The organism is Lysobacter tyrosinilyticus (assembly GCF_054779815.1).
Genome location: NZ_BAAGXN010000001.1, coordinates 839,952 through 859,034, shown reverse-complemented (window position 1 = coordinate 859,034; position 19,083 = coordinate 839,952). Strand labels below are relative to the sequence as shown.

Sequence of the window (19,083 nt, the reverse complement as noted above, 5' to 3'; positions counted from 1 at the left end):
TAAGTGATTCGCATCAGCACTCCCACGGGCTCTCGCGGAATTCCCCGATGACGCGCCCCAGATGCAGCTTGCCACACGCGCTCAACGCCGGACCGGAATATCGAGATAGCTGCCACCACGCCACTGCACCTGCAGCGGCTCGCCGGCATCAGCAACGGTTTCGTCGCTCACGTCCTTGCCCGAACCGTAGTTGATCTGCAGATCCGGCTGCTTGTTGATGCTCAGCACCGCCACCAGGGCGCTGCCGGGCTGGAGCAGGCGGCTGGTCGCGCGTTCGCTGACGAAATCCACCCGCTGCCGCTTGCCCGGCGTCAACAGACGGCGATGATTGCGATCGCGTGCATAGCTGACGCGCCCCATGTAGGTCGTCAGCTGCAGATAGCGACCATCGGCCATCCGTTCGTACAGCGCGACCGACACATCCAGGTCGCGCTTGTTGGCGACGAAGTCGAGCCGGCCGGACAGCAGGCCGCTGACTTCGGTGGACTGCTCCATCGGCGCGCTGGTGAACACCAGGCCGTTGTGGTCATCCAGTGTGGGTGTGACCGACAGCAGTGGCGCAGTCCAGTCGCCATCGCCGCGGTCGGTGAAGTCGATACGTTGCTCGATAACGCTGTTGTGGCCTGGCCTTTCCGTGCTCAGACGGTTCTGCTTGCCCTCGCCTGCGAGCAGGTACATGCGCAAGGCGCCGTTGCTCATCGCAGCCAATGACGGCGCGTGCTTCCAGACGTTGGCACCCATGACCTGGTAGTTGACCCGATCCTTGAGCAACTCCGGCTTCGCTGTGCCCTTGAACACGTAGTCGAACCACTGGAAGCGCAGGTCCTGCAGGTCGACGTTGGCCACCGGGTCGACTTCGTAACCCTGCACGACGCGGCCCACGCCGGTCTGCATGGTGAAGTGCTCGTACGGACCGATCACCAGGGTGTGATCGGCGCGGCGGTTGTAGCGCGTGTGCTCGTTGAAGTAGTACTGCACGCCGACCAGGGCGCCATCGAAGTAGCCGGACGTCGCCAGCACCGGAATGTCGATGGCGGCGAATTCGCGCTGATACGGAATCATCGCCTGCCAGTAGGCGTCATAGCCGGGATGTTCGAGCCAGCGGTGGAAGATCGGATTGGCCGTGCCGTCGATCCGGTCCAGGTCGCGATACGCCTGGCCGCTGCGGTACCAGTTGCGGTTGAGCGCGTCCCAGCGCTTCTGGTCGCCGTAGGTCGCGTCGTCGAGCGCGTGGTTGTTGCCGACATAGAACGGCCATGGATACAGGAAGCTCATGAAGATGTTGCCCTGCATCGGTATGTCGATACCCGGTGCGGCGGACGCTGAGGTCATCAAGGCCTTCAACGCCCGCGGCAGGCGCTTGGCTGCCGCCCATTGCGCGAAGCTGTTGTAGCTGCCGCCGTACATGCCGACGCGGCCATCGCTCCACGGCTGTTGGCTGATCCAGTCGATCACCGCACGCGCATCGTCGCCATCGTGTTCGTAGGGCACCACAGCATCGGGACTGCGGCCCTTGCCGCGCGTGTACGCCACGACACCGACGTAACCGTGGGCCGCCGCACGCTTGGCGTCCGCCAACGACCAGTCGTCGTTGGCGTAGATGGTGAACTGCAGCAGGGTCGGCAGCGGCTTCGACGCGGATTTCGGCCGAACCATCAGTGCAGCGATATTCGCTCCGTCCGGAGTACGGACCAGCACATCGGCATCCGCTACATAGCGTCGTGCGTCGTCCTCTGCGATCAGCGTACCGGCAAGTGGAGCCATCGCGGCATAAGCCTGGCGCACCTGGTACCTGCGCAGGAGTTCGAGCGCATCGGTCAGCGCGATGCTGGATTTTCCGCGTTGCTGACGCAGTGCCTTGCGCAGGTCATCCTGCATCGCGTCGAGGTTGGCGCGGAAGGAAAACTGCGCCTGCAGAGCGGCATTGTCGTTCAGACCCGCATGCACGGTGCGGAAGGCCTGCTCGAACGCCCGGGCGAAGGAGATGGATTTGGCGCGTTGCAGGGCCTTGGCTTGGGCGTAGACCTCGTACTGAACGTACAAGCCTGTCGCGCCAAGGCCATTGGCTGCACGCAGCTCCCGAAGATTGCGGATCGTCGCCGCAGCTTCGGGGTATCGGCCGGCGACCAGTTGCAGGCGGAAAAGATTGGCCAGGTAACGGTCGCGGTCGTCCTCGCGGTACACGGCCAAGGTCCGTTCGGCCAGGACCGGCATCGTTCGCGCCAGCGCGGCGTCGCCGGTCGCACTCGTGAATCGAACCTGCTGTGCCGATGCCGACGGCACCGCGCACAAGAGCAGTACGGCGGCCAACAACGATCTGAACATGGATCGATCCCTTCCCTGACGCCTTGAGCCCCGGAGCATTCTAGACAGGGCGCATGTCATCCCCCATTGGGGCGGTTCCGGCGGGCACGGGAACATCCATGTGCGCGCTTCCGGTTTGCAGTGCAGCACGCGCCAGCTTCGAAGCGGGATGAAGGATTCAGCACTCTCCTGTAGCAACTGGACAAGCCCCGACGATCGGCGGAATCTTCCTGTCATGTCGGCCCGCCTGCGTCTGGCGCAATGCCTCGGTCTTGTCGCCCTGTTGTCATGGGCGGCTGCTGCGAGTGCGCTCGATCCGGACAAGGCGTTCCACCACTACGTGATCGATCGGTGGACGACGCAGAGCGGACTGCCGCAGACCTCGGTGCTGTCCATCACGCAGGATCGCGCCGGATATCTATGGGTCGGCACTCAGGGCGGGCTGGCGCGTTTCGACGGCATGCGCTTCACCTCCTACACGCCGGAGGACACGCCCGGGTTGCCCGGCATCTGGATTCGCGCGTTGCTCACCGACCGCAGCGGCCGGCTCTGGATCGGTACCTACAAGGGTCTGGCGGTGCGCGAACGCGACCGGTTCATTCCGGTGCCACCAGCCGATCCGGCAATGCCCACCCTCGACGTGTTCGCCCTGGCCGAGAAGCCCGATGGCACGCTCCTGGCCGCAACATCGGAGGGTGTCTTCCGCGTCGACCGAAATCACCTCGTCGCGATTCCCGGCAGTCCCCGTCCGGCGACCTCGCTGCTGGTGCGCTCCGATGGACTCTGGGTCGGCACGCTTGGCGCCGTCGACCGGCTCGCCAATGGCCGCCGCGCACATCTGCCATTACCGGCCGCGGCGGCGACCACCGTAGTCAGCCAACTGGTGAATACGCAGGGAAGAATGTGGGCGGGTACCGCGCAGGGCGTGTTCACCCTCGATAGCACCGGCTGGTCGCGCTTCGAGGCGCATCCGGCGCTGGCCAGCGCTCCGGTCTTGTCGATGCGCGCCGATGGCGACGGCAATCTGTGGATCGGCACCAATCCCGGACTGGCGCGACTGCGCGGCGCGAAGCTGGTGGAATTCGTTCCGGAATCGCACCCGCGCGCGGTGCAGCAGATCGCATCGATCTACGAGGACCGGGAAAGGAATCTGTGGCTGGGCAGCCAACCCGATGGCCTGGCGCGTGTGTGGAACGGCTGGACCCGTCGCTACAGCACCAGCGATGGCCTGCACAACGCGGTCGTGTGGTCGCTGTCGAAGGCGCCCGATGGTCGGCTGTGGGTCGGAACGAACGATGGCCTGAGCCTGTTCGAACACGGCACCTTGAAGCTGGTGGTGCCGGGATCTGCGCTGCCGCATCCGCATGCGTACAACCTGCTGGCCGAGCAGGATCGCGTCTGGATCGGCACCCGGCGCGGCCTGGTGGTATTGCAGGAAGGTCGCGTCATCGCGCCACCCGAACTCGCCCCGCTGGCGACCGCGCAGATCAACGGCATCGTGCGCGATCCGGCCGGCGTGCTGTGGATCACCAGCAGCGAAGGGCTGTATAGCCTGCAGGACGGAACGCTGAGGCGCTACGCACAGGAGCAGGGCCTGCGCGATCCGCGCGTGCGGGTCATCGCCTTCCTGCGCGAAGGGCGGACGTTGCTGGGCACACAGTCGGGCCTGTACGAGCTGCGCGACGGACACGCCCGACAACTCGGCCTGGACGCCGGGCTGGCACCGGAACTCGATGTCACCAGCATCATCGAACTGCACGATGGCCGCCTCGTCATCGGCACGCTCGATCAGCACATCTCCGTGCTCGCGGGCGGTCGCTGGCATCGGCTCGGCGAAGCGGAAGGCATTCCCGCGAACTCCGCCTTCTTCCTGACCGAGGACCCGCACGGAATGGTGTGGATCGCCGGCATCCGCGGCGTTTCGCGGGTGCCAGCGTCGGCGTTGCCGGCCACCGCGGCCGAATCGAAGCAACCGGTGCCGGGCGAAATGGTCCTCACCGAGCGCAGCGCACCCCATGCCGGGCAACCCGGTCTGTGTTGCAACGGCGCGGGCATGTCGAAAGGATTCCGCGATGCGGACGGTGTGCTCTGGCTGCCCTCGCGCGACGGCGTGGTGGCGCTGGACACGCGCGCGATCGTGAAGAATCCGCTCGCGCCATCGGTCATCGTGGAACGCGTGCGCACCCGCGACGGTTGGCGCACACCGCAACCGGGAGAAACGCTCGGGCTTCCGGCCGATGCACGCGACCTCGGCTTCGAATTCACCGTGCTGAGCTTCCAGGACCCGCACAGCACGCAATTGCGCTATCGCCTGCGCGGTTACGACCCGACCTGGCACCACGTCCAGGACACCAGTCAGCGCAGTGCCAACTACACCAATCTGCCGCCGGGCGATTACGCGTTCGAGGTGATCGGCGCCAACAATGCCGGCGTGTGGAGCCGCCAGCCTGCGACATTGCACTTCACCATCGCACCCTGGTTCTACGAGACGCGGCTGTTCCAGATGCTCGCAGCCGCATTGGCCGCGGTTTCGCTGTATGCGATCTACCGGCACCAGCAGTGGCTGCATGCGCGCCAACGCGCCGAACTCGAAAAGGAAGTGCAGCACCGCACACTGGAACTGCACTCCGCGAACGCCCGGCTGGAAGGCGTCAGCCTCGCCGATCCGCTCACCGGACTGCACAACCGGCGCTATCTTGGCAACCAGCTCCCCGCGGATCTGTCGTACTACGACCGCGAGCAGCAGCGCAGCGGCGACTACGATCGCGTGCTCGTGCTGGCCATGGTGGACATGGACCGCTTCAAGGAGGTCAACACGCGCTTCAGTCGTCGCGTCGGCGATCGCGTGCTCCAGCAGGTCGCGCAGTTGCTGAAGTCGGTGGTGCGCGAAGGCGACTATCTGGTGCGCTGGAGCGGCGAGGAATTCCTGCTGGTCAGCCGACCGATGCCGGCGGGACAGGTGCGGATGCTGGGCGAGCGGCTGCGCTCGACAGTCGCGGCGTTCCCCTTCGATGTCGGCGAAGCCGCGCCGCTGCATCTGACCTGTACGGTCGGGCTCGCGGAATACCCACTGCATCGCGACAGCCGCCACCGCCTCGGCTGGGAACAGATCGCCGAATTGGCCGACTACGCGCTGTATCGCGCACAGCAACAGCACGGCCGCGATGGCTGGGCCGCGCTGCTGCCGACGGAGCGCACGGACCTGGCCACGCTGATCGATGAATTGCGCCGCGACCTCGACGCCATGCTCGTGGCCGGACGCCTGCAGTTGCTGACCTCCGAAGTGCGCACGGCGGAGCCGACCGCATGATCCGTGTGGAAGCGAAGAGCGTGGCGTTGGCGCTGGGGTGGGTCGGCGCCTACGTCGCTGCCGGTGCGTTCGCGGTCTACAACATCGGCCACCCGGACGAAGTCGCGCTGTACTGGCCGGCCTCCGGCGTGGCGCTGGCTGGTGCCATGCGCTACGGCAAGCGGTGGGTGTTGCTGGTGCCGTTGGCGCAATTGCTGGTGCACAGCTTCGCCCCGGTACCGCTCGCCTTCCTGCCGTTCTCGTTGCTGGCCACGACGTTCGGCGCGTGGGTGGGCGCGTGGTGGGCCGGCCGTGACGAGCTGTCGAACGTCGCGCAAATGGTTACGCGCCTGCCGGTGGCGGCCCTGTTGCTGGCGCTGGTCAGCGCCAGCGTCGGCACCCTTGGCATGTCGGTTTCGCACCTCGTCCCCATCGAAAAATTGAGCGACGCGTGGATCCGCTGGGCATTCGGCGACGTGCTCGGCGTGGTCAGCGTCGCGCCGGCCGTGTTGCTGCTGCTGGACGCACGCGAGCGGCCACAGCGTGTCGATGCCAGCCCCGGCACCGAACCCGAGCGCCAGATCTGGAACATCGCGCTGATCGCCAGCTTCCTGCTGATGTCCTGGGGCGCAAGCCTCTCGCCGCGCTATGCACTCGGCCTGACCAGCCTGCCGCTCGCGATCATGCTGTGGAGTGCGTTGCGCTTCTCGCCGGTAAGGACCGCATCGTCGGTGCTGTTGACGGTTGCGCTCGTCGGCATGCTGGCCGGCTATGGCCTGGGCGGTTTCCGACCGCCATCGCGAACCCTCGAAGCCGTGATCCTGCTGGTGTACCTGTGCGTGTTGGCGAGCATGCCAACGATCCTCGCCATGGCCATGCGCGCGCAGCGCGCGACCGCGCGCTCGCTGGAGCGCCGCGCCAGCACCGATCCGCTCACCGGATTGCCGAATCGCGCCGGATTCGAAGCGAAGGCCGCCACGCTGCTGGTAGATCCGGCCAGCTCGTCGATGGCACTGGCCTATCTCGATCTCGACAACCTGAAACTGATCAACGACACCGCCAGCCATGCCGCAGGCGATGCCCTGATCGCCGCGGTCGCGGAGACCTTGCGCGGCGAACTCACGCCGCTCGACCTGCTTGGGCATTACGGCGCCGATGAATTCATCGTCCTGTTCAACGGCTGCAGCATCACCGTAGCGCGCGAGCGTGCACAGGCGCTGCTGCGCGCGGTCGAGAACTGCCAGACCGAATACGAGGAACAACGACTGTCGACGACGGCCAGCATCGGGCTGGTTCCGTTCCAGCCGGGCGAGATCACGTTGCCGGAGCTCATGTCGCAGGCGGACGCGGCCTGCTTCACCGCCAAGGAACAGGGCGGCAATCGCGTCATCATGGCCGGATCGCTCGCCGGCGCGCTCAACGATGCCACCTCGGAGATGCGCTGGACGCTGCGCATCCGCCAGGCCCTGAAGGGCGACGACTTCCAGTTGTACGCTCAGGCGATCATGCCCTTGGCCGCGCCCGCCGCCGGCCATCGCTTCGAACTGTTGCTGCGCCTGCGCGATTCCAACGGCGGCGCACCGCACACGCCGGACAAGTTCCTGCCTGCGGCGATGCGCTTCGGATTGAGTGCGCGGATCGATCGCAAGGTCGTCGAGATGGCCCTGGAATGCCTGGAAGCGCACCCCGATGCCACCGGACAGATCTCCACCTGCGCGATCAACCTGACCGGGCATGCGATGGCCGACGAAAGCTTCATCGGCTACCTGGTGCAACGCGTGCGCCGCAGCTCGGTCGCACCGCAACGACTGTGCTTCGAGATCACCGAGACCAGTGCGGTGCGCGACATGGCGCGCGCGCAGCGCGTGATCAGCGAGCTGCGCGCACTCGGCTGCCAGTTCGCGCTGGACGACTTCGGCACGGGCTTGTGTTCCTTCAGCTACCTGCGCGCGCTCGACGTCGACTACTTCAAGATCGACGGCAGCTTCGTGCGCGACATGGATCGATCGCCCATCGCCCTGGAAGTGGTCCGCTCAATCACCCGCATCGCCCACGTGCTGAACAAGTTGACGATCGCGGAACACACCGAAACCACGGCGCAACGCGACGCACTGATCGAACTCGGCGTCGATTACGGACAGGGCTATCTGTTCGACCGGCCGCGTCCGCTGTCGGTGTATGTGACCGAAATCGAAACAGCGCGCGCGCCGATCTAGCGGCTCACTGGCTCGCAGCCGGCGGCGGCGCCGACCCGGCCAACAAGGCGTCGAGTATTTGTCGGGCTTTGCCTTCCGCATCACCCGTCGGCATGTTGGACAGGCAGATCACGGTGAGCCCGTCTTCCGGCAGCCGCGCCATGTAGGTCGACGCGTCGAAGTCGGCGCCTGAGAACCAGATCATCGGCCGCCCTTTGTAGGAGCCGTGGACCAGGCCGAAGGCGTCGTTGTCCTTGTCGTGCTGGAACTTCTCCCGCCGCAGCATTAATTCGGTGAATTCGGGACCGGCGAGCCGGTGCCGGTAGAAGTCCGCATCCCACTTCGCCAGGTCTTCGACCGAACTGAACACGCCGCTGCCACCGAAATGCGGCGACACCCGGGGCAGGCGCACATAGCCGGTGCCGTCATGGATGTCGACGCCAACCGAATGCAGCGCGCGGGCGATATCGGCATTCGAACGATCGGCATAGGCGGTGGCCCGATGCGGTATGACCGTGGTCGGATCGTCGTTGAGCAGCGAATCGTCCATGCCCAGCGGCGCAAAGACGCGCCTGCCAAGAAACTCGGAGAACGGCATGCCACTGGCGCGCTCGACGATTCGGGCCAGTAGCATGTAGTCGATATTCGCGTATTCCCAGCGCGAGCCGGGCGCGAATTTCAGCCGGTCGACCTTGAGCGATGCCTCGATCGCTTCATCAGTAGTGAAGTAGTCGAACGAGAACCAGGGCAATCCGTTTCTGCGCGGTTGCGAGAAGTATTCCGTCAGGCCGCTGGTGAAATAGATGAGATGCTTGAGGCGCAGGTCGTCGCCGTACTTGCGCGCTTCGGGGATGAAGGTCGCGACTGGTGTATCCAGGCTGAGCTTCCCGTCGAGAATCAGCAGGGCGACGGCGGCGGCCGTGAACTGCTTCGACAACGACGCCAGGTGAAACGACGTCTGCGGCGTGATCGGGATGTCGTTCTCGAGATCGGCCCGCCCGTACCCGCGTGCGTACACCAGCTCGCCATTCTTCACGACACCGATGGCATATCCCGGCGAGCCCTCTCGATCGAACCCCGCAAACAACGCGTCGATCTTGGCGATCTGGTCCTGACTGAGGCGCGGTTGCGCCGACAACTGCGGGCACGCGAGCAGCAGGCAAGTCGCGATCAGTAGCCGCGACGCCGAAGCGAATGCACGTGCGGCGATAGTGGCGAATCGCGGCGTGGCCAGTCCGTGCACTTGCATGGGAAGTTCCTTCGGCTGCGGCGTTGGGAAGCGACTTCGACCTTGTCCATCCATTGCGGCGGCGCGGACTAGTCCCCCGCCACGGCGTGCCGAAATGTAACGGGAAGGTGCAGGTCTTTGCCGCCACTACCCATTGGCCCTGATCCAAGCCCCTCGTCTCGGCGCCTTCGAACCCCCTGCCAGAAGTAATATGTATGTAGGTGTTATACTTCACTACACTACCTACACAACGAATCACCTCAGGGGTGCAGGACCATGCTTGAATTGACTTTGGAATCAGTCGGTTACCGCTATCGCGGTGGTCATCAGGCGGTCGCGGACGTCGGTCTGAAGCTCGGTCCGGGCATCGTCGGCCTGCTGGGCCCCAATGGCGCCGGCAAGTCCACCCTGATGCGCGTGCTGTCCACCCTGGCCCGCGCCACCACCGGCCGGGTGCTGTGGCGCGGCGAGGACATCGCCCGCAAACCCGATGCGCTACGCGCCGAGCTGGGCTATCTGCCACAGGATTTCGGCGTCTACGAGGCGCTCTCGGCCCGCGAGTTTCTCGCCTTCCTCGCGTCGGTGAAAGGCCTGCCCGCGCGCAAGGTTGCCGAGCGTGTCGATGAATGTCTCGAAATGGTCGGCCTGCACGACGTCGCCGACCGCCGCCTGGGCGGCTATTCCGGCGGCATGCGCCAGCGCGTGGGCATTGCCCAGGCCCTGCTCAATGATCCGCGCCTGCTGATCGTCGACGAGCCGACCGTCGGCCTGGATCCGGAAGAGCGCGTGCGCTTCCGCCACCTGCTCGCCGAACTGGCCGGACAGCGGCTGGTGATCCTCTCCACTCATATCGTCTCCGACATCGAAGCCAGCGCGGGCGAGCTTGCGGTGATGGCCGCCGGCCAGCTGCGCTTCCATGGCACGCCCGAGGCATTGATCGCTTCGGCCCAGGGCCATGTGTGGAACTGGATGGTTCCTTCCGAGCAACTCGCCGACGTGCGTGCGAAGTTTCGCATCAGCCGCGCACAACGTCGCGCGCAAGGCGTGGAAGTTCGCGTAGTCGGCGAACGCGCACCGTCGAACGACGCCGCCCTGGTCTCGCCCGACCTCGAAGACGCCTATCTGTGGCTGCTGCATCGCGCGGGAGCATCGGCATGAACACACTCCGCGCAACCGGTGCGATCCTGCGCGCCGACCTGCTGCAACGCATGCGCTCGCCGCGCTACTGGATCGTGATATTCGCGCTGGGCGCCTTCATGTGGTGGTGTCTGCCACCCGCGACGGCCGATTACCTGACGGTAGGCATCGGCAACCTGCGCGGCCGCTATTCCAGCGCCTGGGTGGGTATGGCCGTGGCGCTGATCTACAGCCCGCTGCTCTCGCTGGCCGGTTTCTATCTCGTGCGCGGCACGGTGACGCGCGATATCGACACGCGGACCTGGCAGTTGCTGGTCACCACCACGATGAGCCGCCGCGCCTACTTGATCGCGAAATGGCTCAGCCACCTGACCGTGTTTAGCGGCGTGCTGCTGGTGGGCCTGCTGTTCGGGCTGGCACTGCAGCTGATCCGCGGCGAGGACATGCACGTCGACCTGATCGAACTGGTCAAGCCGGTCGCGTTGATCACGATGCCGTCGCTCGCGTTGACCGCCGCGCTGGCGATCTGGTTCGACCTGGTGCCATGGCTGCGTCGTAGTGCCGGCAACGTGCTGTTCTTCTTCGTGTTCATCGCCCTGGTGAGCATCGGCGTGTCGAATGCCGCGCGCGACAAGAGCGCCCCGCCGCCGTTCCCGGGCGACAGCCAGGGTCTGGTCGCGGCCGAATACGACATCGCGCACAACTGGCCCGCGGCACGCGAGGCACTGGAAGCACAGTGGGCTCGCGAGCGGGCGCAGGGGGGGAAGGCGAAAAACCCCGATCAGTTCGGCGCCGATGAAAGCACCGTGACGTCTGGCCTGAGTGTGGGCATGCAGCCGCTGGAAGGCGCGCGACCGATCCTGATCGGCTGGAAGGAATGGAACGTCAGCAGCGCTCAGCTGTCTGCCCGCCTCTTCTGGCTCGGCCTGGCAACGCTGGTGTTGCTGGCGGCTTCGCCGCTGCTTGATCGCTTTGCTTCCCGCACTAGCAAGGCCAATGAAAGCCGTGGCGCCGGCGCCTCGCTGCGCTGGCTGGACTGGCTGCTGAAGCCAATGCAGCGGCACACCGGCAGCGCGCTGCTGGCCGCGGAACTGCGCCTGGTGCTGCGCTCACGGCGCTGGTGGTGGTGGCTGGCGATGGCAATCGTGTTCATCGTGCAACTGGCAACACCGGACGAGAACCTGGCGATCGCCATCCTCGTCGCCTGGACCCTGTGCCTGGATGTGTTCTCGCGCCTGATCCTGCGCGAGCACGACACCCGCACCGCGGCGCTGGTATTCACCGCACCGGGCATGCGCTCAAAGCTGCTGGGCACGCGAGTGGCGATGGCGATTGGTCTCGCCTGGGCAGTGACACTACCGGCACTGCTGCGACTGGCAGTGCAGCATCCGACCGCAGCCCTCACCACCATCCTGGTCGGCGCTTCGGTGGCGCTGTGGGGCCTGGCCATGGGCGCGCTGTTCCGCAACGCGCGTCCGTTCGAACTGAGCCTGCTCGTCGCGGCCTACATCAGTGCGCAGGGCGCACTCGTGCTCAATACGCTGGCGGCGCCGCAGACCACGCTGGCCTGGCATGCCGCGGGGATACCGATGGCGATTGCGCTGCTGGTGGTCGGATGGCGACAGGGCGTGGCTGCTCGCGTCTAGGAAGCATTCGGCGTAATCCCCAGCGGGATTGCGCCGACACAATGTTCTCCTGACCGGAGCCGGCAAATCAAAAGGCGCCGAGCAACTGGGCCTGAGCCGTCGGTTGACCCGACCACTGGCCCGCGAAGCCGTACTCGTAGCCAACGCCGTAGGCCCAGTCGTGCTTGGTCTTCGAGGTGGAGAAGCTCTCGTGCGCCGTCGCGAAGGTGTCGTTGAACTCGTCGTTCAAGGCGGAATACCTATATGCCGACTTCGGCAAGGTCAGCGGCACCAGCACCAACCTGACCGCCTTTACGCCCTCGCAGAACTTCCCGAGCAACGTCTTTACCCATACGGCGGATCTGCGCCTGAACGTATTCCGCGTCGGCCTCAATTATCGATTCTGATCGGAATCGGAGAGTGGACAAGAGGCCTGCGTCCGCAGGCCTCTTGTCTTCTACAACGCAGGGCGGGCTTCCATTCGCCCTGCGTATCGCGACACTTGCTAATCACGGGACCAATCGAGACCGCCCGGTCGAGGCAGCGTCGCCAGCTCCACCGAATAGCGCGCATCGAGGCTGTCATCGAACGCACGGTACATATCGATCAGATCGTGCAGTGCCTCCAGTTGCGCAGGCGACATGGCACCGCTGACCACGTCGCGCCGGGCCTGGTCGAGTAGTCCCGCCAGAACATCCACCCGCGCCCGCACCGCAGGTTCGAACCAGCGCCTCGCGGGCAAGTGGAGCACGTAGCCTTGGCGCGCGGCCGCCTGTGCAAAGCCGAGCGCCGTCGCATAGGCACCGCGATACCATTCCGTGGCGCCACCGAACTGATCGCGCATGGTCATCGGCGCGGGACAGTTGTGCTCCCGCAACAGCCGGTGCAACTGCGTTTCCAGTGTCTGGGCATCGCGGCGCGTCTCGGTCTGGATCAACAGGCTCTGCTCGAGATCGAATGCTTCGAACCACCTGCGGTGGAACGCAGACCAGCGCGCAATGGGATCATGGCTGAGTCCCACCTTGAGAATGTCCTCAGGACCGCTGCATGCGGCGACATAGACAAAGCCGGCTCCGCTGTATCCAGCGGGCCTCTCGATATCTCTCTGAGGAAATGCTCGCGCGGTCATCGGCGATCATTCTGGCGCACCGACGGTTCGGCGCTGGGTGAACCCTCCGACCTCGCGCGGCGCGATGACATCGGCCATCGCGCCGCAATCCTGGTCAGGCCGGATCGCGTTGCAGTGCCGCCATGTCGCGCACGTTCTTCTGGACCGCCACCGCGGCGAACAAGCTCAGCAGGTACGCCATCGCGTAGAAACCCTTCTCGCTCAGGGACAGCGTCGCATTCCACAGGCCAGTGGACAGCAGCAGCACGGCGACGAGCAGCGAGAACCAGCACAAGCCGTAATACAACCCCGTGACCTGGATACCCTCGAGCCGGTCGCGCACGGACTTCTGCAGCGAGACCGCGGAGAACAGCCCGTACATCAGCACCGTGAAGTAATAGCCCTTTTCGTTGAGCTGCATCGGCGCGTTCCAAAGCCCGGCAAAGTACGCGATCGACCCGACGAACAGCGCAACCCACGAGGCGCCAATGAACGCGGGAGTCGGGCGTTGAGCGTGTGATCTCATGTCTATTCCTCGGAAACGAAGGCTGGAGTCTGCCGGGACGCGTTCAGGCTGGTCAATGTCCCCACCCCAAGGCCGATACTTCTCAGCGGCTACGGCTCGGGGCACTGGATCCTCTGATCTTCGGTGTCTTCATACACCTCAGGCACGAAGCGCGGGCTGCACACAGCGAGGAATACGAGGTCGACCGACCCGGTGTTGGTAATGCGCTGGGGGCAGTCGGGTGGAATCGACACGACGTCGCCCACGCCAACTTCAGTGGCAGGCAAGCTGCCCACTTCCACCATCCCCCTGCCCTCGATGATGACGTAACGCTCGCTGGTGCCACGCAGGCGATGCCAGCGCGTCGTAACGCCCACGGCCACGCGTGCACGCGCAATCGAAACGTCCGGATCGTGAGCTGTATTGGAGAGCTCGTTGATGTAGCAACGTTCGAGCGTGTCGTATTCGCCGGCCGGATCGAATCGGTGAATGGCTTGCTTCATCGCACTGCCGCTGGTGCTGGTTGGGGACGCCACATCATGACAAAGGCTCCCAGCAGCAACATGGCTAGCAGGTACGGCAGGTGCGGCATCAGGTCTGGTGCAGCGAGCGCACGCACCTGCTCCGCATCCAACGGCGCCGCCCACAACGTGCTTCCCGGTTCGGCTCCCAGGCCGAACAAACTGCCCTGGATCCAGTTGCCGCCCAGATGAAGCCCGATCGGCATCGCAAGACCACCGGTGCGCAACAGCGCATAGCCGAAGACCAGTCCCCCGAGTGCCGGCATCGCGAAACGGAAGACCGCACCCATCGCCCAGTCGCCCGAACCCAGCAGGTGATAGGCGCCGAACAGCAGCGACGAAAGCACGAGCGCAACGCGCGCGCCGCATAACGTCTGCAACTTGCGGAAGGCATAGCCGCGAAACACCAGCTCCTCCGGGAGGAGCATCAACAACGCCAGCGGAAGTCCCTGCACGACCACGCGCGCGCCGCTCGCCCAGTCCACCTGCCAGTGGGCGCCTACCCACCATGCGCTCAGCATGGTCAGCAAGCCAAATGCCAGCGTGCCCATCGCCAATCCGATGGCGAATTCCCACGCGCGTCGTCGCGTGCAGGCCAGCCCCAACGCCGCGAACCCAAGCTTCTCGACGTGCAGCGCAACCCAGGTCACGAGCAGGAGCAGGCCGGTGGCGATCGCAGGAAACATCCATGCGGCCAGCGGTCTGTCGGGAGTAATCGCCAGCATCGCGAACACCGTTCCGGATACCACGCCTGAACCCGCCATCGCCAGTGCGGCCAGCAGCAGGAACCCGAAGAGACGCAACAGCTCGTGCAAGGAAGTCTTCTGCATGATTGGACTCCTTCCCCTACGTGCGCTCGTGCCTACGAGGGCGCAATCGCGCTCGTTCTACACGGCCCGCGCGGCTCGCGCAATGATCGATGGAAGTGCCGTTCGACACACCAACCAATGGCGCGATCGCGCAATTTCCGTATGAGCCAGGTAGGGCACTCGCACGCAGCGACGTTATTTCCTTAGAGCAGCCAGCTGCTCCCAACCATCAAGGAGAGAACGATCGTGTTGAAGCACAAGTTTCTGGCCACCTGCATTGCCGCAGGCCTGACCCTCGCCATCGGCGCCACCATTCCGGCGACGGCCACCGCCGCACCGGCCGCGTCTTCGGCCCAAGATGCGCGTTACGCCGAGTTGATCGCGCGCGCGCAGGCACTCCAGGTCAAGCTGCAGGACTGGAAGGCGAACGCGGCGATGAAGCACGCCATCCGCGAAACCCAATGGTCGGCGATCTCCAGCAGCGCCATCGATCCGGATGACTACCAGTGCTCCGGCACGGCGCTCGGCAGCTACGTCAACGCTGAAGTCGGCAAGGTCAATCCTTTTAGTCTCTACATCCTTTCGATCCTGGGCGCTTTCGATCTGCCGTCCTACGATGCGCTGGTGTACGGCGATCCGGCCGCCGCGAACAGCTACGGCATCAATGGCGAATACACTCTCAAGCTTACGCATGAGTTCCGCGACCTCAAGAGCTTCTGGGATGTCGATACGCGCACGATGGGCATGGTCCCGATGCACGGCGCGGACGTCTTCAGCAGCGTCGAACGCACCGAACGCGCCGCCGAGCTGGTCTATGGCCCGGACCTCGCGCCGCTCGTCGCCAATCTGATCCATCAGACGCTGCAGCTCGATCCCGCGCTGCAGAACGGCGCGCATCCGATCTTCACCTTCAACGCGTTCGCGTTCCCGGGCGCTCCGAGCCTCGGCATCCCCGAACGCATCGTCATGGGTGACGGCATCCTGCAAGGCATGGCCGCCGTCGGCCTCGACGAAAATGGCGCGCGCACCATCCTGGCGCACGAATTCGGCCACCAGGTGCAGTTCAAGGACGGTCTGTACGACTCGCCGCTGACCGGCGCCGAAGCGACGCGTCGCACCGAGCTGATGGCGGACGCCTTTGGCACCTACTACCTCACGCATAAGCGTGGCCTCGCCCTGAATTCCAAGCGCCTGCTGCCGTCGCAGCAGTCTCTCTACCAGGTCGGCGATTGCGGCTTCAGTTCCGACGGCCACCACGGTACGCCGAACCAGCGTCTGCGCAGCTCGGTGTGGGGCGCCAATCTCGCCGCTTCGGCGCAGAAGCAGGGTCACATCCAGCCGTCCCTGTCGGTGGCGGGCCAGTTCGAATCCGTGCTGCCCGAGCTGACCCAGGCGGATAACCACTGAGCTTCGGCTAGTCAGTGAGTCCACGAAAGCCGTCGCAGTGCGACGGCTTTCTTTTTTCCCGCGTGGCGTTTGCCGGCTGTCGGGTTCAGACGCCGAGCCGCTTCGCGAAGCGCATCGCGTCGAGCACGCCGCGATAGTAGTTCGGCACGCGATCGCGAAATCGATAGCCCTGCGCCAAGTAGAAGGCGATGGCGCCCGGATTGTCGGCGCGGACCTCGACCCCGATCGTGCGCAGTCCGGCCGTCGCCGCGCATTCCTCCAACCAGGTCAGGACATGCCGGCCCAGGCCGCGGCGACGTTCGCCGCGTTGCACGCCCAGCAGGATCAAATGGGCCGACGTGTCTCCGTAATCCATGATGCCGGCGGCATGGAGCGTGTCATCGTCGCGGATCACGGCCACGTTGGTGATGCGGCTGCGAAGTGCTGTCAGGACTCGTGCGGGCGTGTAAGTCCAGCCCAATCCGCACTCGATGGCATCGCGCGACAACTCGGCGATGGCGTGCGCGTCAGCCGGAGTGGCGAGACGAATGGAAGGCAAGACCAACACAGCGGAATCATCTTACGCGGCGAGGGTGGCGATCGCGTGCAGGCTTCCGACTCCATTGGTCGTGCAGGTCAGCGCCGCGCCCATGCGTTGAAATCGCGCCCCGTTGACGGCGCCTCTGTTAAAGAGTCGTTCTCCTGAGGGAGGCGAACATGGAACTGCACGATTTGCAGAGGCATCGATTGCGCGAATTGCTGGCCCGGCTCGACCGCATCGCGACGGTCAGCCTGGGCCACCGGGCCGGACTTCATCTCGAAGACCGCGCATTGCTGGACCAGTACATCAGCGTCCTCTCCGTGTGGGAGAACCAGCTTCTGCACATTCGACCGGCGGTCGTCGCACGCAACGCGGACCCGGTTTCCCGCGAGCGCGGCGGCGCAACCTAGGCGCAGGGCGGCCAGCCGGATCGCGCGGCGCGCCGTAGGCTTCCCTGCACGATCGCGCGGTGGAATGGCGCGACCACCGTGATGTACGCGCGTCCGAATGCGTTGTGGCATTTCACGACCGTGGACAGGACGACCTCGGTAACGCTCCCCGTGCCATCGCTGGGGCGGCACAGCACCGACAGCCGGAAGTCCAGATGGCGGTCGTCCTCACCCAGGACGATTTCATCCGCATTCGAATCGTAGATCCTGAAGATGCCGATACGCTGATCGCACCCGGACGCTCCCGATGCCTGCATGTGATCCGCCGTCTTGATGCCAAAAGGCGCGACTAGCAGATCGCGGACTTTCAACAGCGATCGCACTATCGATGGCGGGCGCGCGAAGAGAAAGCGGGCAAGCACTTCAGGATCACGGGAGGCATGGGTGGGAAGCCGGATCGCATACGCGTCGGCAAAAGTCACCGACGGATAGAAGCCGCTGATTTGCGACTCGGCCGGCAGCACGACCGGAGAAACGACGGGATTCTGATTTCGCATGGCCGCGTAAGCGTAGTGGGAAACCACGGAGCAGGCTCGTCTGTCGACGGCGAACCTGCTCCTTTGCCGCTGGCGAGATCAACCGATCGCGGCCGGCATCCGGATCTGGGTACGCCGCCGGTGCAACTTGATCGCCAGGTCCACGGCGATGATCAGCATCACGAGGGTGATGGCACCGCGGAAACCGTCGTTGGTCGGCTCCGCGAGGAAGACATTGCCCGCCACCAGCCACCAGCCCAGGAGCGCAAGCCACGCCGCACCGAAGGCGATGTCCAGCGAACGCATGCGCGCCGACCAGCGCCCCTGAGCGAACGCCATGACCATGACGGCGAAGTGACCGCCCCACAGCAACAGCGCAGGCCAGACCCGTGCGTGCAGGAACGCCGGATCGAATGCGAACACCTGCGACAACGGCTGCGGCAATGCAGTCACGGTCCAGGGCAGACAGGTCACGAATGCGACCCCGATGGCGAACCACACCAGGCCGAAGCCCATCGCGGCGCGATTGATCCGATCCGGGTCTACCGTGCGCGGACGCCATGTCGACTTGAGCAACCCGATTCGGCGCAAACAAGCTACTGCGAGTGCGCCCATCGCCATCAGGCCTGGCCACCACAGCGCACCCACGCCCCAGGTCAGCCACCAGCGGGACAGGGGTTCGCCCTGGAAGACCTGGGGCAGCGTCAGTGCCCATTGCAGGCTGACACCGATGACTGCCGTGAGCGCGAACGAACGCGTCTGTTCCTCGGGAATGATGACCATGCCCGGCTCGCGATAGCGGCCGGCGACTTCAGTGGGCGTTCCAAAGTCGCGCAGCATCGCCAGCACCATGGCGTCGTCTGCGGTGCGCCCTTCGCCAAGCGCGCGATCGTCGAGCATCTCGTTGAGGAGACCGCGCAGTTCCAGCCCGACTTCGTCGCGATCCCTGCGTGGCACCCGGCGGATCACGTCGGTCACGTAGGAGTCGATTACTTCGCTCGGCTTCATTGCTCGCTTCCTCCCAGCAGGTCGGCCATGGTCCCCACCAGGGAATTCCAGAAGGCCGTGAGTTCGACGAGAAGTGCCTCGCCAGCGTCGTTGAGTCGGTAGTAGCGACGGGGCGGGCCGTCCTCGATCCGCCATTCGGAGGCGAGCAGTCCCTGCCCTTCGAGCCGGCGCAACAGCGGATACAGCGTCCCTTCCTCGATCGGCATACCGCGCTGGGCCAGTGCCTGCCGCAGGGAATAGCCGTACTGCACCTCCCGCAGCTGCGACAGCACAGCTAGCACTAGGGCGCCGCGGCGCAGCTCGAGTTCCAGCTTGGGGACGGGGTTTTCGCGAGAGTCAGCCATGCTTCGCCTTGTAGTGTGCATCGCACGATACATAGCACTACACAGTATGGCAACCAGCCCGTCCCACCCCGGCCCGGCAAGGCCAGCCCCAGGAGGCAGTTCGACGAGGATCTGGCCAGCAGGGAACACCCGATCAGCGGGCGCCGGGCCATACCGGC

18 protein-coding genes are annotated in these 19,083 nt (G+C 65.2%); 7 read left to right on the top strand and 11 right to left on the bottom strand.

Going from position 1 to position 19,083, the window contains the following annotated elements:
- Window positions 1-81 precede the first annotated feature (81 nt).
- A complete protein-coding gene (locus tag ACYVGK_RS03560; protein ID WP_460731854.1) occupies window positions 82-2,325 on the bottom strand; it encodes a CocE/NonD family hydrolase in 2,244 nt (747 codons plus the stop codon).
- Window positions 2,326-2,539: 214 nt separating this feature from the next.
- On the opposite strand from ACYVGK_RS03560, the gene ACYVGK_RS03555 reads away from it, so the two are divergent.
- The gene (locus ACYVGK_RS03555; protein WP_460731853.1) at window positions 2,540-5,614 is read left to right on the top strand and encodes a two-component regulator propeller domain-containing protein; all 3,075 of its coding nucleotides are present in this window, start codon (window positions 2,540-2,542) and stop codon (window positions 5,612-5,614) included.
- Window positions 5,611-7,809 carry a putative bifunctional diguanylate cyclase/phosphodiesterase gene (locus ACYVGK_RS03550; protein ID WP_460731852.1) on the top strand — a complete coding sequence of 733 codons (2,199 nt, stop codon included), beginning with the start codon at window positions 5,611-5,613 and terminating at the stop codon, window positions 7,807-7,809. Before ACYVGK_RS03555 ends, ACYVGK_RS03550 begins: the two co-directional genes overlap by 4 nt.
- A 4-nt stretch (window positions 7,810-7,813) precedes the next feature.
- On the opposite strand, the gene ACYVGK_RS03545 is transcribed toward ACYVGK_RS03550, so the two are convergent.
- Window positions 7,814-9,037: a serine hydrolase domain-containing protein gene (locus ACYVGK_RS03545; protein WP_460731851.1), complete on the bottom strand. Its 1,224-nt coding sequence runs from the start codon at window positions 9,035-9,037 to the stop codon at window positions 7,814-7,816.
- Between the two features lie 255 nt (window positions 9,038-9,292).
- Here ACYVGK_RS03545 and ACYVGK_RS03540 point away from each other — a divergent pair, with 255 nt between their 5' ends.
- Together ACYVGK_RS03540 and ACYVGK_RS03535 are read left to right on the top strand one after the other, a co-directional pair.
- Window positions 9,293-10,174: an ABC transporter ATP-binding protein gene (locus tag ACYVGK_RS03540; RefSeq protein ID WP_460731850.1), complete on the top strand. Its 882-nt coding sequence runs from the start codon at window positions 9,293-9,295 to the stop codon at window positions 10,172-10,174.
- Entirely contained in the window at window positions 10,171-11,799 is a 1,629-nt protein-coding gene (locus ACYVGK_RS03535) for an ABC transporter permease subunit (RefSeq protein ID WP_460731849.1), read from the top strand. Before ACYVGK_RS03540 ends, ACYVGK_RS03535 begins: the two co-directional genes overlap by 4 nt.
- A 67-nt stretch (window positions 11,800-11,866) precedes the next feature.
- On the opposite strand, the gene ACYVGK_RS03530 is transcribed toward ACYVGK_RS03535, so the two are convergent.
- On the bottom strand, window positions 11,867-12,028 hold the full coding sequence (locus ACYVGK_RS03530; protein ID WP_460731848.1) for a hypothetical protein: 162 nt from the start codon (window positions 12,026-12,028) through the stop codon (window positions 11,867-11,869).
- Between ACYVGK_RS03530 and ACYVGK_RS03525 the strand changes: the two genes are divergently transcribed.
- A complete protein-coding gene (locus tag ACYVGK_RS03525) occupies window positions 12,012-12,185 on the top strand; it encodes an outer membrane protein (RefSeq protein WP_460731847.1) in 174 nt (57 codons plus the stop codon). The two genes, ACYVGK_RS03530 and ACYVGK_RS03525, sit on opposite strands and share 17 nt — an antisense overlap.
- A gap of 98 nt (window positions 12,186-12,283) precedes the next feature.
- Here the strand turns inward: ACYVGK_RS03525 and ACYVGK_RS03520 are convergent, their stop codons facing one another.
- The 4 genes from ACYVGK_RS03520 to ACYVGK_RS03505 all read right to left on the bottom strand — a co-directional run bounded on the left by ACYVGK_RS03520 (window position 12,284) and on the right by ACYVGK_RS03505 (window position 14,742).
- Window positions 12,284-12,907, bottom strand: coding sequence for a GIY-YIG nuclease family protein (locus ACYVGK_RS03520; protein ID WP_460731846.1), 624 nt, complete (start codon window positions 12,905-12,907; stop codon window positions 12,284-12,286).
- A 94-nt stretch (window positions 12,908-13,001) separates the two neighbouring features.
- Window positions 13,002-13,412 (bottom strand): inner membrane protein YiaA, encoded by a 411-nt coding sequence (yiaA, locus tag ACYVGK_RS03515; protein WP_460731845.1) that lies wholly within the window; start codon window positions 13,410-13,412, stop codon window positions 13,002-13,004.
- Between the two features lie 89 nt (window positions 13,413-13,501).
- The gene (locus ACYVGK_RS03510; RefSeq protein ID WP_460731844.1) at window positions 13,502-13,894 is read right to left on the bottom strand and encodes a cupin domain-containing protein; all 393 of its coding nucleotides are present in this window, start codon (window positions 13,892-13,894) and stop codon (window positions 13,502-13,504) included.
- Window positions 13,891-14,742, bottom strand: a complete 852-nt coding sequence (locus ACYVGK_RS03505; protein WP_460731843.1) for a lysostaphin resistance A-like protein — start codon at window positions 14,740-14,742, stop codon at window positions 13,891-13,893. The genes ACYVGK_RS03510 and ACYVGK_RS03505 overlap by 4 nt, the downstream gene beginning before the upstream one ends.
- A 225-nt stretch (window positions 14,743-14,967) precedes the next feature.
- On the opposite strand from ACYVGK_RS03505, the gene ACYVGK_RS03500 reads away from it, so the two are divergent.
- On the top strand, window positions 14,968-16,128 hold the full coding sequence (locus ACYVGK_RS03500) for a hypothetical protein (RefSeq protein ID WP_460731842.1): 1,161 nt from the start codon (window positions 14,968-14,970) through the stop codon (window positions 16,126-16,128).
- Between the two features lie 85 nt (window positions 16,129-16,213).
- Here ACYVGK_RS03500 and ACYVGK_RS03495 read toward each other — a convergent pair whose 3' ends face one another.
- Window positions 16,214-16,666: a GNAT family N-acetyltransferase gene (locus ACYVGK_RS03495; RefSeq protein WP_460731841.1), complete on the bottom strand. Its 453-nt coding sequence runs from the start codon at window positions 16,664-16,666 to the stop codon at window positions 16,214-16,216.
- 158 nt (window positions 16,667-16,824) lie between these two features.
- Here ACYVGK_RS03495 and ACYVGK_RS03490 point away from each other — a divergent pair, with 158 nt between their 5' ends.
- Window positions 16,825-17,058: a hypothetical protein gene (locus ACYVGK_RS03490; RefSeq protein ID WP_460731840.1), complete on the top strand. Its 234-nt coding sequence runs from the start codon at window positions 16,825-16,827 to the stop codon at window positions 17,056-17,058.
- Here the strand turns inward: ACYVGK_RS03490 and ACYVGK_RS03485 are convergent.
- The 3 genes from ACYVGK_RS03485 to ACYVGK_RS03475 are packed head-to-tail and all read right to left on the bottom strand — an operon-like array spanning window position 17,055 to window position 18,925.
- Window positions 17,055-17,621 carry a DUF2867 domain-containing protein gene (locus tag ACYVGK_RS03485; RefSeq protein WP_460731839.1) on the bottom strand — a complete coding sequence of 189 codons (567 nt, stop codon included), beginning with the start codon at window positions 17,619-17,621 and terminating at the stop codon, window positions 17,055-17,057. The two genes, ACYVGK_RS03490 and ACYVGK_RS03485, sit on opposite strands and share 4 nt — an antisense overlap.
- Window positions 17,622-17,672: 51 nt before the next feature.
- Window positions 17,673-18,581: a hypothetical protein gene (locus tag ACYVGK_RS03480; protein WP_460731838.1), complete on the bottom strand. Its 909-nt coding sequence runs from the start codon at window positions 18,579-18,581 to the stop codon at window positions 17,673-17,675.
- Complete coding sequence (locus tag ACYVGK_RS03475; protein WP_460731837.1) at window positions 18,578-18,925, bottom strand: PadR family transcriptional regulator; 348 nt, start codon at window positions 18,923-18,925, stop codon at window positions 18,578-18,580. Before ACYVGK_RS03475 ends, ACYVGK_RS03480 begins: the two co-directional genes overlap by 4 nt.
- Between the last annotated feature and the right edge of the window lie 158 nt (window positions 18,926-19,083).

Bases quoted from the DNA above. Each gene is read 5' to 3' on its own strand.
- ACYVGK_RS03475 (WP_460731837.1), bottom strand. From the start codon at position 18,925: ATGGCTGACTCTCGCGAAAACCCCGTCCCCAAGCTGGAACTCGAGCTG.
- ACYVGK_RS03555 (WP_460731853.1), top strand. From the start codon at position 2,540: ATGTCGGCCCGCCTGCGTCTGGCGCAATGCCTCGGTCTTGTCGCCCTG.
- ACYVGK_RS03480 (WP_460731838.1), bottom strand. From the start codon at position 18,581: ATGAAGCCGAGCGAAGTAATCGACTCCTACGTGACCGACGTGATCCGC.
- ACYVGK_RS03560 (WP_460731854.1), bottom strand. From the start codon at position 2,325: ATGTTCAGATCGTTGTTGGCCGCCGTACTGCTCTTGTGCGCGGTGCCG.
- ACYVGK_RS03535 (WP_460731849.1), top strand. From the start codon at position 10,171: ATGAACACACTCCGCGCAACCGGTGCGATCCTGCGCGCCGACCTGCTG.
- ACYVGK_RS03545 (WP_460731851.1), bottom strand. From the start codon at position 9,037: ATGCAAGTGCACGGACTGGCCACGCCGCGATTCGCCACTATCGCCGCA.
- ACYVGK_RS03490 (WP_460731840.1), top strand. From the start codon at position 16,825: ATGGAACTGCACGATTTGCAGAGGCATCGATTGCGCGAATTGCTGGCC.
- ACYVGK_RS03520 (WP_460731846.1), bottom strand. From the start codon at position 12,907: ATGACCGCGCGAGCATTTCCTCAGAGAGATATCGAGAGGCCCGCTGGA.
- ACYVGK_RS03540 (WP_460731850.1), top strand. From the start codon at position 9,293: ATGCTTGAATTGACTTTGGAATCAGTCGGTTACCGCTATCGCGGTGGT.
- ACYVGK_RS03510 (WP_460731844.1), bottom strand. From the start codon at position 13,894: ATGAAGCAAGCCATTCACCGATTCGATCCGGCCGGCGAATACGACACG.
- ACYVGK_RS03550 (WP_460731852.1), top strand. From the start codon at position 5,611: ATGATCCGTGTGGAAGCGAAGAGCGTGGCGTTGGCGCTGGGGTGGGTC.
- yiaA (WP_460731845.1), bottom strand. From the start codon at position 13,412: ATGAGATCACACGCTCAACGCCCGACTCCCGCGTTCATTGGCGCCTCG.
- ACYVGK_RS03505 (WP_460731843.1), bottom strand. From the start codon at position 14,742: ATGCAGAAGACTTCCTTGCACGAGCTGTTGCGTCTCTTCGGGTTCCTG.